Raw genomic sequence first — 12,303 nt, forward strand, 5'->3', positions numbered from 1 at the left:
CATGGTTACTATTTATGATGAAGGCCTTGTGAATTTAGGCGATTATTAATCATGACCGGTAAAGAATAGCACCGTACCGCGACGTGGCGCCATTTGTTGATTTGCCGCTCATGTCATTGCTGGCCGTTTCAGCCCAGGCGCATGAATGCGCTTTGGAAGGTCCATTCAATCAGTTCTGCGTTTGTGTATCGTTGCGTCGGAGTATGAGTTCCGTGAGTATAGATTTGAGCACGTCCGTGAAGGCGGCGTTGAAGGTATTGCTAGATACCCAGGCGAACCTCACGACCACCCAGCGGCGCGTCGCGACCGGCCTTCGTGTCGGCACCGCCAAGGACAACGCCACCTATTGGACGATTGCAACGAAGACCCGGTCGGATATCGGCGCGGTTTCCGCCGTTCAGGATGCGCTTGGCCTCGCGCAAGCGACCGTCAGCGTTGCTTCGACCAGTGTTTCGGCGACCGTCGACATCGTCAGCCAGATCAAGGCGAAGCTCGTCACCGCCGAAGAGAGCAGCGTCGACAAGGTCAAGCTCAATGACGAGATTACCCAGCTGAAGGAGCAATTGCGCAGCGTCGGGCAATCGGCAAATTTCAACGGCGACAATTGGGTGGTTCTAAGCGGCAGTGCCGACCCGTCCGAGCCGAAGCAGATCCCGGCGTCGATCATTCGCTATGCCGATGGGACCTTTTCGGTCGGGCGACTGAGCTATAGTGGCGCCGCCTCCAGTACAGGCCCGGTTTCCACGGTCGATGCGCGCTATCTGATCGACGATCGCACCGGTGGCACCGGCGGCTATGGCGTGTTGACCTCGACGGCCTTTGCCGCCCAGGTCGGCGCCGGGCAGACCTACGTGATGCTGACGAACCAGGGCGGCAGCACGAGCGGCCAAGTGGAGATCGGACTGAGCGCGTCGACCACCAATGGCCAGATCGACGACATGCTGAGTGTCGTCAACGCCATGCTCGGCCAGATGACGATCGTCGGCTCAGCCTTTGGTTCCTTGGAGGCGCGCATCAACATGCAGGACAGTTTTGCCAAGAACATGAGCGATACGCTGACAAGCGGCGTCGGAAAGCTGGTCGATGCCAATATGGAGCAGGAGGGGACGAAACTCGCAGCGCTGCAGACGCAGCAGCAGCTCGGCATACAATCGCTTTCGATCGCCAATGCCAGCTTCAGCTTGATCACCCAGCTGTTCCAGAACATTCATTAATATGGTGGGGTTGGGGCGCAAAGCGGGCTTAGAAGGGTTGCAATATTGTGCGAAAGCCTGCCGAATTGCCGGCGTCGGTTGTCCTTCCTGTGGCCTGGCAGCGTGCATCCATGATATTGCCGCATTCATTCATACAGCTCTCAGCCATCTGACCCGGAGACCATCGATTCCATGATCAAGAAATTCGTCCTGCTTGCCGTTTCGGCTGCATTCCTCAACGCCTGCACGACGACCGATCCCTATACCGGTCAGCAAAAAGTCTCCAATACGGCGGGTGGCGCTGCCATCGGCGCGGGTCTCGGCGCCATTGCGGGCCTTGCCGTCGGCGGTTCCCCGGTCGGACGGCGCAATGCCGCGCTCATCGGCGCCGGCATCGGTGCGCTCGCCGGCGGTTCAATCGGCAACTACATGGACCAGCAGGAAGCAGAACTTCGCCAGCAGCTGCAGGGGACGGGCGTTTCCGTCACGCGCGCCGGCGACCGCATCATTCTCAACATGCCGTCGGCCATCACCTTCGATACCGACCAGGATGCCGTGAAGCCGGAATTCGACCAGACGCTGAATTCGGTGGCGATCGTGCTTCGGAAATTCAACAAGACGCTCGTCGACGTCAATGGCCATACGGATTCGACCGGCAGCGTGCAGCATAACCAGGATCTCTCTGAGCGTCGCGCCATGTCGGTCGCCGGCTATCTCGGCAGCCAGGGCATTGACCAGCGCCGCATGTCGGCCGTCGGATTCGGCCCGTCGCAACCGGTCGCGACCAATGCCTCGGAAGCCGGTCGCTCGCAAAACCGCCGCGTCGAAATCCAGATCGCCCCGATCACGCAAAACGGCTGATAGCCCAAACCTCCCCTTTGTCGGGGGAGGTTGAAGCGAAGCTTTGGGTGGGGGTGATCTTTGGGTGCGCCCCACCCCGGGTCCTGAGCTTGACGGCCCTCCCCATCAAAGGGAGGTGAGTGATCACGCGTGCATGACGGCGCCCTTGGTGATCTTGTCGACGATCTTTTTCTCGGCGCGGAACGCAATGCCGACGATGCGGGCGTCCTGTGGTGAAAATTGTGCAAAGACGTCGCGATTGGCGGCGTCATGATCGGTTGCAAACATGTCCTCGATGAAGAGCGAGGAGGTAACGTCGCGCTCCAGCGCGCGGCGATGGATCGCCGCAATGGTGACGTCATCCGCCGAGAGCACGATCATCGGCTGCACGGAAAGTGGATTGTAGAGGTTGCCGCTTCGATCGCGGTATGGCTCTCCGATCATATCGGGATATTGTCCGACGATGCCACTCACCAGAAATGCCGTCACGTTCAGCTTCTGCCAGGACGCAAGATTGTTTCGCACGATGATCGCAATTTTGGTATCAAACATCAGATGTCTCCATGCCGTTTGTCGAGGATAACTCATTGGGCGAGGATGTATCCGGCAGCGTCTTTGCGGGTCTTGAACGTTCGTGCGAGGCGTCAGGCGGAAGCGGTATCGTGTCGGCGCCGGCCTATCCGGGGATCGAGCGCATCCAGGCGCGGTTTCGCGGCGATGCGTTCGATCTGCACCGACATGACACCTATGCGCTTGGCGTGACGATCCGCGGTGTCCAGACATTCCGCTATCGCGGCGAGCGACGCTATAGTCGGCCGGGCGGCGTGATTGTCCTGCATCCCGACGAGCTCCACGATGGCGGAGCAGCCACAGAGGACGGCCTGGTCTACAGAATGCTGTATCTCGAGCCGTCGCTGCTGGTCCGATGCCTTGGTAAAGCGCGTTCGGGCCTGCCTTTTGTTGATGATCCCGTCGTCTTAGACGGTCATCTTGCCAATATCCTGCTTGGTGCACTCGCCGAACTCGATAGCGAGCTCGATGAGCTTTTCGTCGATGACTTCGTTACTCGTGTCGCAGCCGGGCTCGCTGGCCATGCGCGTGCACCGGCGCGACCGCTCGCAGCCATCGCGTGGAGACAGGCAAATGCGGCGCGCGAATATCTCGAGGCGCATGCGACCCGAGGGGTTGGTTCGCAGGAACTGGAACGGGTGACGGGGCTCGATCGTTTTGCGCTTTCACGACATTTCCGCGCTGCCTTCGCGACCAGTCCGCACCGCTTCCTCCTGATGCGTCGTTTGCAGCGGGCACGGGCCATGATCGCTGCCGGTGGAGCGCTTGCCGATGTCGCGGCGGCGACCGGCTTTGCCGATCAGAGCCATTTAACGCGGCATTTCAAAAAGGCCTTCGGCATGGCGCCCGGCGCCTGGAGCAGCATGCTCGACAGTGGTGGCACGACGGCCTGATGCTGCGCGACGCTCTTAGCAGAGCCGGACGTTTTCGCCGAGGAAATCAAGCAAGGCCCTGATGCGCGCGGGCAGGGGGCCACCCTGGCCGATATAGACCGCGTAGAAATCCTCGATGTCGCCCGGATTTGAGGTCTCCATAACCTCGGTCAAGAGCCCGGCATCGATGTCGCGACGAACGGTGAAGCCTGCCAATCGTGCAAGGCCCGCCCCCGCAAGTGCCAGATGCCGCATCGCTTCGCCGTCGTTTGCCCGCAGCGGATTGTCCAATGGCGCGACGATGCGCTCGCCGCCGGCGATCAGCGGCCAGCCTTCGATGGCGCGCTGATAGGAAAAAGCGATCTTTGAATGACCAGCGAGTTCGGCGATCGATGTGGGCGTTCCATGTCTGGCGAGATAGGTGGGTGCGGCGACGATGGCCATGCGCGTTCCGCCAAGCTTGCGGGCAATCAGCTGCGAACTCTTCATCGGCCCGGCGCGGATGGCGACATCGGCGCGCTCCTGCATCAGATCGACGACGAGATCGGTGACGCTGATGTCGAGCGTCACCCCGGGATGTTTGCTCAGGAATTCCGGGACAAGCGGGGCGAGGATATGATTGCCGAAAGACGCGCTGGTGTTGATGTGGATGCGGCCTGCCGGTTGCTCGCCCGCCGAGGCATAGCGCTCGGCCTCGGCAATCTCGGCGAGAATGCGTATGCTGCGCTCATAAAAAGTGCATCCTTCAGGGGTGAGCTGCAATTTGCGGGTCGATCGGTTGATGAGGCGGGTACCAAGCCGCATCTCCAGCCGCGACAGAAGCTTGCTGACCGCCGAAGGCGTCATCCTGAGTTCGCGCGCGGCGGCGGATAGCGCACCGAGATCAACGACGCGAACGAAGACCTCCATCTCGCCGGAGCGGTTGATATCCAGTCGGGTCATTGTGAATTGAACTCATGATTGCTGTGCTTTCGCGCAGTCTAACTCATCATCCTCAGGTGATCTACCTATAGAGAAGCAACAGGAGATCGACATGGAATACAGAAATCTTGGAAAGTCCGGCCTCAAGGTTCCGGTATTGAGTTTCGGGGCAGGTACGTTCGGCGGCAGCGGCCCGCTTTTCGGCGCCTGGGGAACGACGGATGCGACGGAGGCCCGGCGTCTCGTCGATATCTGCCTCGAGGCCGGCGTCAACCTTTTCGATACCGCTGACGTCTATTCGGCCGGCGCCTCCGAGGAGGTGCTGGGGCAGGCGATCCGCGGCAGACGCCCCGATGTTTTGATCTCCACCAAGATGAGCCTGCCGATGGGCGATGGCCCCGCCGACGCCGGCAGCTCGCGGTCGCGGCTGATCCGTGCGACGGAAGACGCATTGCGGCGCCTTGGCACCGACTATATCGACCTCCTGCAACTCCATGCCTTCGATGCCGCAACCCCGGTCGAGGAGGTCCTATCGACGCTGGATGGGCTCGTGTCGTCCGGCAAGGTCCGCTATGTCGGCGCGTCGAATTTTGCCGGCTGGGAATTGATGAAATCCCTCGCCGCTGCAGAACGCGGCGGCCATCCGCGCTATGTCGCTCACCAGGTCTACTATTCGCTGGTCGGCCGCGACTATGAATGGGAGTTGATGCCGCTCGGCGCCGACCAGGGCGTCGGAGCGCTGGTCTGGAGCCCGCTCGGCTGGGGTCGGCTGACCGGGAAGGTGCGTCGCGGCGTGGCGTTGCCGCAGCAGAGCCGGTTGCACCAGACAGCAGAGTTCGGTCCGCCCGTCGATGATGAGAAGCTGTTTTCGATCGTCGATGTGCTGGACGCCCTGGCCGAGGAGACCGGCAAATCAGTGCCGCAGATCGCCATCAGCTGGCTGCTCGGCCGGCCCACAGTTTCCAGCGTCATCATCGGTGCCCGCAACGAGGAGCAGCTGCGCCAGAATCTCGGTGCGGTCGGCTGGAGCCTCAACAGGGAGCAGATTGCCCGGCTCGATGCCGCAAGTACGGCTACTGCCCCTTATCCATACTTCCCATATCGACGCCAGGACGCGTTTGCGCGCCTCAATCCTCCGCCGGTCTGATGTTTATCACCCAAAAGCGTGCCGCAGCGCCTCAGTGTGAACCGGTGTCGCGGAGAAGGAGGGAATGAACTCAGACATAGCGCAGCAGCTCAAGGCCCGGCAGCGCCACAAACCATTCACCAGGGAATCTTAGGCTGGACAGGGCTCTCTCGTTGTCCCATAGAACCGGACGATGAACCTCTGGCATAGCTATAGGGAGCGGGAAGAATGGCGCTGGCAGATGCAACGGCTGGAACGCGCAACGAGGCGGGCATCGCCGCAGCGCTCGGTATCTTGAAACAGGCCTTCGGCGAGCGTTTTCAGACCGGCCAATCCTATCGGGAGCAGCATGCGCATACGACGACCTATATTCCCTCGCAGCTTCCTGATGGCGTGCTGTTTGCCGAAAGCGCCGACGACGTGAAGGTTGCGGTGAAGGTCTGCGCGCAGCACAAAGTTCCGGTCATCGCCTTCGGCATCGGCTCCTCGCTTGAAGGTCAGGTGAATGCGCCGAGCGGCGGAATATCGATCGATTTCAGTCGGATGAATCGCGTTCTGGAAGTGAACGCTGAGGACCTCGATTGCACGGTCGAGCCGGGCGTGACGCGCGAAGAGCTGAACACTTATCTGCGGGACACCGGCCTTTTCTTCCCGATCGATCCCGGCGCCAACGCCTCGATAGGAGGCATGGCATCGACGCGTGCCTCCGGCACCAATGCCGTGCGCTACGGGACGATGAAGGACAATGTCCTTGCCGTCACCGCCGTCACCGCGAACGGCGAGGAAATCCGCACGGCGCGGCGGGCGCGGAAATCGTCGGCGGGCTACGATCTCACCCGGCTTTTCGTCGGTGCCGAAGGAACGCTCGGGGTGTTGACTTCGGTGACGTTGAAGCTGCAGGGCATCCCGCAGAAGATCGCCGGCGGGGTCTGTGCCTTTCCCAGCATCAAGGCCGCCTGCGACGCGGTCATCCTGACGATCCAGATGGGCATTCCCGTCGCCCGCATCGAGTTGCTCGACGCCGTGCAAATGCGGGCCTGCAACGCCTATTCCGGCCTCTCCTACGAGGAGCAGCCAACGTTGTTTCTGGAATTTCACGGCACGGACGAGACGGTGCCGCTGCAATCGGCGGAGTTCGCGGCGATTGCCGCAGAATGCGGCGGCGGCGAATTTCATTGGACGGGAAATCTTGAGGAGCGAAATAAGCTTTGGAAGGCTCGCCATGAGGCCTATTGGTCGGCAAGGGCGCTTGCGCCCGAGCTGGCGGCGCTTTCAACCGACGTCTGCGTGCCGATCTCGCGGCTGGCCGATTGTGTCGCCGAGACACAGGCCGACATCGAGGAGCGCGGGTTGCTTGCCGCAATCGTCGGTCACGCCGGCGACGGCAATTTTCATGTGCTGCTGCTATTCGACGACAAGACGCCGGAGGGGGTGGCAATCGCCGAGGGTTTCGTCGCGCGGCTCAACGCCCGGGCGCTTTCTATGGATGGCACCTGCACCGGCGAGCACGGTATCGGCCAGGGGAAAATGTCGTTTCTCGAACAGGAACTTGGCGGGGCTGTCGATCTGATGCGGCAGATCAAGCAGGGGCTCGATCCCGACAACATTTTCAACCCGGGCAAGATCTTCCACACGCATTGAAAAATAGAATATTGCCATGATCTTGGCTTGCTCGTGACACGAATGACGCTAGGCTGATACGCATCGTGCGAAAGTGCGGGGCGATTTTGAAATAACGACGGGCATAGCCAAAAAGAAGGTGAGGTGCGTCGTATGAATCACGTATGACGAGCCGTGCTTTGGCGCGGCAATCGGGAATGCGGAATGGAGACGGTGTTCGTTGTTAGGTAAGGTCCTGGTTATTCTGGGTGGAATCCTGGTGGTGGTGCTGTTCGTGGCGCTGCTTGCTCCGCTCTTCATAGACTGGACCGGTTTTCGCCAGAACTTCGAGGATCAGGCGAGCCGCATCATCGGCAAGAAGGTGACGGTCCACGGCAATGTGGACGCCCGCCTGCTTCCGTTCCCTTCAGTGACGCTGCACGATGTTCGCGTCGGCCAGGAGCCGGATGGCACGCCGCTGGTGCAGGTTGCCGAATTCTCGATGGATGCCGAACTCGCGCCGTTTCTCTCGGGCGAAGCGCTGATATTCGACATGCGCGTTTCCCAGCCGAAGGTGCGCCTGCGATTACTGAAGGACGGCACGCTGGACTGGATGCGCGGCAGCCAGTCGGAGATACCGGCCAAGAGTGTCGTGCTTGAAAACGTTCATGTCGAGGGCGGCGACGTCGAATTCATCGACGAGCAATCGGGTCGAACCCGCCGCATCACCGACCTCAATGCCGAGATGTCGGCAAAGTCTCTTGCCGGTCCCTGGCATATCGAAGGCGACGCAGCGCTCGACGGAGAACACGGCAATTTCTCCATTTCCAGCAGCCAGCCCGACGAGAACGGGGTCTTGCGCGTGCACACCCGGCTCCTGCCGCAGCGGCGGCCGGTCAACGTCGATCTCGATGGCGAGTTGAAGCTGGTCAACAGCAAGCCTGCCTATACCGGCGTCTTCTCCGGCGGCGTCGAAGTTAAGCAGGTGCGAAAGTCCTCGGGCGATGCCAAGCAGTCCGACCCGCGCATCAAGGGCCGCTTCGAGCTGACGAACGAGCGTATCCGCGTGCCTGAGTACCGGCTGGAACTCGGCGCGACCGACGACCCCTACGTCATCACCGGCGAGGCAACGCTCGATACCGGCAACCAGCCGGAATTCCTGTTAACCGCTGACGGCCAGCAGATCGACGTCAACCGGCTTGCAGACCCGGGTCCCAATGGCAAGACCACGCGCGATCCTGGTGTGTCCGCTCGCCAGCGGCTGAACAACCTGATTGCAATCGCGGCCGACATACCGGTGCCGCAGGTGCCGGGCCATGCGAGCGTTCGGCTGCCTGCGATCGTTGCCGGCGATACGACGCTGCGCGACATCAAGCTCGATCTCGAACCGGCCGGTGCTGGGTGGAAAATCGACAACGCCGTCGGCAACTTGCCTGGACGGACCCAGGTCGAGGCAAAGGGCAGCCTGGCGCTTCAGGGCGACGCCAGCTTCAACGGCAATGTCGTCGTTGCCTCAAACCAGCCATCGGGCCTTGCCTCGTGGCTTTCAGGCGCGGTCGATCCTGCGATCCGGCAATTGAAGGCAGCGGGCTTTTCGGCCGATGTCAGCCTGACGCATGGCCGGCAGCGATTTGAAAACCTCGAAATCGCCATCGGTTCCGCCAACCTCAAAGGCCGCCTCGACCGGGAGGCGCAGGCGAACCAGCCGCCGAAACTTGCCGTCGATCTGGCTGGCGATACGCTCGATCTCGATGCGTTGCGGGCTTTGACGAGCCTGTTCACGGGCCAGGAAGCGGGCGACAATGTGCTTGATCACCGGATCAGCGCGCATCTGAAGGCGGACAAGTTCAGTGCCTTCGGTGTCCAGGCAGAAAATGTCGAAACTGCCTTCGGTATTGCCGATGGCTCGTTGCAACTCGACCGGCTTTCCGTGCGCGATCTCGCCGGCGCCGAGATCACCGCGACGGGGAGGGCCCAAGGCTCGCTGCTCGATTACAAGGGCTCCGGCGAGATCACCTTCAAGGCGGCGGACCCCAGTGCGTTCTTCGAAATGATGAGCAAGCGCCTTCCGCATCATCCGGTCCTCGACCGCCTCGTGCGCAATGCTGCCTGGTATGGCAACACCGCGCTTCGCGGCGTGCTGACGCTCGGTGGGGATCAAGGCGATGGCCTGGCGTTGACGCTTGCCGGCGTCTCGAACGGCAGCCGCGTCAATCTCGATTATCGCATGTCGGATCTTCTGGCGCTGACTGGCAAGGGAACGACGAAGCTCGAGGCGACGCTGGAGAATTCCGTGACGTCGATCCTCTTTGGTCAGGCCGGGCTGGACCCGCTGCCGTTCGAGGCTGACGCGAATGGCCGCCTGACGCTGAAGGTCACCGCAAACGACGCCGATCCGGCGGATGCGGCACTGACCTTTGCGACCGACAAGACCTCGTTCACCGCCAATGGCAAGGTCGATGTGCGGCCGGCCGCCTTCCTCGACGGCAATATCGCTATGTCGCTGGAGAGCGCCGATCTCGATCCTTATCTCGTCATGAACGGCATCGGGTTGCCGCAGATGGGCACGGGGATGCCGGCAAAATTCCAGGCCAATGTAGCGATCGATCCGGACAAGCTGGCTTTCACCGACATGAAGGGTCAGTTTGCAGATAACCCAGTTGCCGGCGCGCTCACCTTCGACCGGAAGGCCCCCAATTTGAAGGCATCCGGTCAGATTGCGCTTGGAAAGGTTGATCTCGGCTGGCTGGCGGAGGCGATCTTCGGATCGGTCACGGACCCCGGAACCGGCAATCTCACCAAGGCAAAGCTTGGCCTACCGACCTTCAACGGCCTCGACGTCAATCTCAAGCTCATGGCCAAGCAGATGTGGCCGGGTATCTATGGTCCGATCAGCGATTTCAGCAGCAACGTCGCCTACAAGGGTGACGCCGTTCAGATGAACGACATCGCTGGCGCTTGGAGCGGCGGCAATCTTTCCGGACGCCTGATGTTTGCCAATTCCGATGGCACCGCTCTGTTGCAGACGAAACTCGATCTTGCCAACGCGGATCTGGCCGCCGTCGGTTGGCAGCGCGACGGCGCGCCGGTTGCGACTGGCCGCTTCGCCATGGGGCTGACGCTCGAGGCGAGCGGCAAGAGCATGAGCGAACTTGCGGCGGCCGCCAGTGGCTCCGGCGAAATGAAACTCGGCGAGACCCACATTCGTGGGCTCAATCTGGCCATTCTGCCATCGCTTCTGTCGGCGACGGACCAGATCCAGGGCGAGGTGGCTGCCGACAAGATCAAGCCGATCGTGCAGACCTTGCTCAACAACGGCGAGGCGGTACTCGGCCCGCTTAGCGTGCCGTTCAATATCTCCACCGGGGTCGTGCGCATCGACAATGTCGATGCCGCCAACGATCTGGCCAAGGTCTCCGGCCATGCCGAAATCAGCTTGCCGGACCAGCGTTTAAAGGGGTCGCTCGGTGTCGACCTAAAGGCCGGCAACGATGCGATGAGCGGCGCCAATCCTGGGCTTCGCCTCGATTTTTCCGGTGCATTGGCGACACCCGGCCGCACGCTCGATGTCACTGATATAACGGGGTTCCTGTCGCTGCGGGCTTTCGAGCGCGAGCGGCGGCGCGTGGAGCGGCTGCAGGCAAGCGTGCTTGAAAAGCAGCGGCTGCGTCGGGAAGTGGCGCTTTATAAGTTCAATTCAGTGCAGCGCGAGCTGCAGCGCCAACAGGATGCCATCATCGAGCAGCAGCGCCAGGCCGAGGAACAGCGGCTGAGGGGCCTTGCCCAACAGGCAGCCGAGCAGCGCCGGCTGGACGACGAGGCAAGGGCAAAAGCCGACGCGGAAGCCAAGGCAAAGGCGGACGCCGACGCCAAGACGCGGGCGGCAGCGCAGGCGAAGACAGATGCGGATGCTAAGGCGAAAGCCCAACCACCGGGCGGAGTATCGCCGCTTGGAGCCGGCTCGTTGAACTTCAACACGCTGCCTGGCAATCCTCAATAGTCGGGCTACCCCACGATAGTCAGCTGCGCTTCAGCCATTGCAGCACATAGATCCGCAGCGCCGAGGATAGATTGCTGTCAGGCGGACGCTGGTCGTCGATTTCGGAGATCAATACGGCCTGCGACAGGCCCCGTGCTTCGGCTATCGCCTTGAGCTCTTCCCAGAACGCATCCTCCAGGGAAAAGCTGGTGCGGTGGCCGTGCAGCGTCGCGGAATGTTTGCGGATCATCAAAGAGGGCGCTTCATCCGTTGAATCAGGAGGCTCGGACATTGAATCGGGGTAGGCGAGCAAGCGATTGATTTCAGAAGAGTTTCAATGAGGCGTCGGCCTTATTCGTCCACCTTGGGCTGCTCGATACGGCCCTGATCCAGGGACTTTTGCGCTTTCTCGTTGAGCTTGGTGGTCAGCTGCTTTTCGCTCTTGGTTCGGCCGAAGCTGATGCGGTTCTGCTCGGCCTGCTTGTCCTTCTCGGAACGAGCCTGCTTCTTGCGGAACTGTTTCAGGTTGACGATTTCGGCAGCCATCGATCCAGAATCCTCGATGTGGATAGAAAAAGGGGAAGCGCGTGCTTCCCCTGAGGCCGTCACTGCTTCTTGCGGAAAGAGTCCAGAGAGACCACCGATCCCGGCTTCTTCTCTTGGCCTTCCTTGGGCGGCGCCTGTTCGCCTGGCTCATCCGAATTGACCGGATAGGCGGTGATCTCGCCGACCGTCAATTCTTCCTCCTCGCTGAGGGGCACATCGAATTCCAGTTCGAAATTCACCGATGGGTCGTAGAAGCCGCGGATGGCATTGAACGGCACGACCAGCTTTTCCGGTACGTCGGAGAAGGACAGGCCGATTTCGAAATGCGTCTCAGTGATCTTCAAGTCCCAGAACTGATGCTGGATGACGATTGTCATCTGCTCGGGATATTTGGATTTCAGATGCTGTGATATCCGAACGCCGGCCGCACCGGTCAGAAAGGTGATGAAGAAGTGGTGTTCTCCGGGCAGGCGGCCTGTCGTGCCGACCTCGGTCAAAACCTTACGGATAACCCCGCGCAGTGCGTCCTGTGCCAAGATGTCGTAGCGGATATGATCCTGCCCCATGCTTTCCTGTCTTTCGTTGGCCTTCGTATTTCAAGGCTATATGGCATGCGAAGCCGCATCAGGAAACCCCGATGCACGAGTCACGGTATCC

General features: G+C 61.1%; 11 protein-coding genes. 6 read left to right on the forward strand and 5 right to left on the reverse strand.

The window, feature by feature from the left end:
* Positions 1 to 212: 212 nt before the first annotated feature.
* Positions 213 to 1,214, forward strand: a complete 1,002-nt coding sequence (locus AB4Z52_RS03655) for a flagellin N-terminal helical domain-containing protein (RefSeq protein WP_442216520.1) — start codon at positions 213 to 215, stop codon at positions 1,212 to 1,214.
* 171 nt (positions 1,215 to 1,385) lie between these two features.
* Positions 1,386 to 2,054, forward strand: a complete 669-nt coding sequence (locus AB4Z52_RS03660; protein WP_442216521.1) for an OmpA family protein — start codon at positions 1,386 to 1,388, stop codon at positions 2,052 to 2,054.
* 123 nt (positions 2,055 to 2,177) lie between these two features.
* Here the strand turns inward: AB4Z52_RS03660 and AB4Z52_RS03665 are convergent, their stop codons facing one another.
* Complete coding sequence (locus AB4Z52_RS03665) at positions 2,178 to 2,585, reverse strand: DUF2000 family protein (RefSeq protein ID WP_442216522.1); 408 nt, start codon at positions 2,583 to 2,585, stop codon at positions 2,178 to 2,180.
* An 11-nt stretch (positions 2,586 to 2,596) separates the two neighbouring features.
* On the opposite strand from AB4Z52_RS03665, the gene AB4Z52_RS03670 reads away from it, so the two are divergent.
* The gene (locus AB4Z52_RS03670; RefSeq protein WP_442216523.1) at positions 2,597 to 3,496 is read left to right on the forward strand and encodes an AraC family transcriptional regulator; all 900 of its coding nucleotides are present in this window, start codon (positions 2,597 to 2,599) and stop codon (positions 3,494 to 3,496) included.
* A gap of 15 nt (positions 3,497 to 3,511) precedes the next feature.
* Here AB4Z52_RS03670 and AB4Z52_RS03675 read toward each other — a convergent pair whose 3' ends face one another.
* On the reverse strand, positions 3,512 to 4,417 hold the full coding sequence (locus AB4Z52_RS03675; RefSeq protein ID WP_442216524.1) for a LysR family transcriptional regulator: 906 nt from the start codon (positions 4,415 to 4,417) through the stop codon (positions 3,512 to 3,514).
* A gap of 91 nt (positions 4,418 to 4,508) precedes the next feature.
* Here AB4Z52_RS03675 and AB4Z52_RS03680 point away from each other — a divergent pair, with 91 nt between their 5' ends.
* The 3 genes from AB4Z52_RS03680 to AB4Z52_RS03690 all read left to right on the forward strand — a co-directional run bounded on the left by AB4Z52_RS03680 (position 4,509) and on the right by AB4Z52_RS03690 (position 11,121).
* Positions 4,509 to 5,543 (forward strand): aldo/keto reductase, encoded by a 1,035-nt coding sequence (locus AB4Z52_RS03680; RefSeq protein ID WP_442216525.1) that lies wholly within the window; start codon positions 4,509 to 4,511, stop codon positions 5,541 to 5,543.
* Positions 5,544 to 5,750: 207 nt separating this feature from the next.
* The gene (locus AB4Z52_RS03685; RefSeq protein WP_442216526.1) at positions 5,751 to 7,163 is read left to right on the forward strand and encodes an FAD-binding oxidoreductase; all 1,413 of its coding nucleotides are present in this window, start codon (positions 5,751 to 5,753) and stop codon (positions 7,161 to 7,163) included.
* Between the two features lie 199 nt (positions 7,164 to 7,362).
* Positions 7,363 to 11,121 carry an AsmA family protein gene (locus AB4Z52_RS03690; RefSeq protein ID WP_442216527.1) on the forward strand — a complete coding sequence of 1,253 codons (3,759 nt, stop codon included), beginning with the start codon at positions 7,363 to 7,365 and terminating at the stop codon, positions 11,119 to 11,121.
* Positions 11,122 to 11,140: 19 nt separating this feature from the next.
* Here AB4Z52_RS03690 and AB4Z52_RS03695 read toward each other — a convergent pair whose 3' ends face one another.
* From AB4Z52_RS03695 to AB4Z52_RS03705, 3 genes are all read right to left on the reverse strand, one after another.
* Entirely contained in the window at positions 11,141 to 11,350 is a 210-nt protein-coding gene (locus tag AB4Z52_RS03695; protein WP_442216528.1) for a ribbon-helix-helix domain-containing protein, read from the reverse strand.
* A gap of 101 nt (positions 11,351 to 11,451) precedes the next feature.
* Entirely contained in the window at positions 11,452 to 11,646 is a 195-nt protein-coding gene (locus tag AB4Z52_RS03700) for a DUF4169 family protein (RefSeq protein WP_442216529.1), read from the reverse strand.
* Positions 11,647 to 11,705: 59 nt separating this feature from the next.
* A complete protein-coding gene (locus AB4Z52_RS03705) occupies positions 11,706 to 12,212 on the reverse strand; it encodes an SspB family protein (RefSeq protein WP_442216530.1) in 507 nt (168 codons plus the stop codon).
* Positions 12,213 to 12,303 lie beyond the last annotated feature (91 nt).

It is taken from the genome of Rhizobium sp. 2YAF20, assembly GCF_052114685.1.
Lineage (GTDB): Bacteria > Pseudomonadota > Alphaproteobacteria > Rhizobiales > Rhizobiaceae > Rhizobium.

What these genes read in the sequence shown, in the direction of transcription:
- AB4Z52_RS03665 (WP_442216522.1), bottom strand. Translation starts at nt 2,585, where the DNA reads ATGTTTGATACCAAAATTGCGATCATCGTGCGAAACAATCTTGCGTCC.
- AB4Z52_RS03695 (WP_442216528.1), bottom strand. Translation starts at nt 11,350, where the DNA reads ATGATCCGCAAACATTCCGCGACGCTGCACGGCCACCGCACCAGCTTT.
- AB4Z52_RS03705 (WP_442216530.1), bottom strand. Translation starts at nt 12,212, where the DNA reads ATGGGGCAGGATCATATCCGCTACGACATCTTGGCACAGGACGCACTG.
- AB4Z52_RS03680 (WP_442216525.1), top strand. Translation starts at nt 4,509, where the DNA reads ATGGAATACAGAAATCTTGGAAAGTCCGGCCTCAAGGTTCCGGTATTG.
- AB4Z52_RS03660 (WP_442216521.1), top strand. Translation starts at nt 1,386, where the DNA reads ATGATCAAGAAATTCGTCCTGCTTGCCGTTTCGGCTGCATTCCTCAAC.
- AB4Z52_RS03685 (WP_442216526.1), top strand. Translation starts at nt 5,751, where the DNA reads ATGGCGCTGGCAGATGCAACGGCTGGAACGCGCAACGAGGCGGGCATC.
- AB4Z52_RS03675 (WP_442216524.1), bottom strand. Translation starts at nt 4,417, where the DNA reads ATGACCCGACTGGATATCAACCGCTCCGGCGAGATGGAGGTCTTCGTT.
- AB4Z52_RS03670 (WP_442216523.1), top strand. Translation starts at nt 2,597, where the DNA reads ATGCCGTTTGTCGAGGATAACTCATTGGGCGAGGATGTATCCGGCAGC.
- AB4Z52_RS03700 (WP_442216529.1), bottom strand. Translation starts at nt 11,646, where the DNA reads ATGGCTGCCGAAATCGTCAACCTGAAACAGTTCCGCAAGAAGCAGGCT.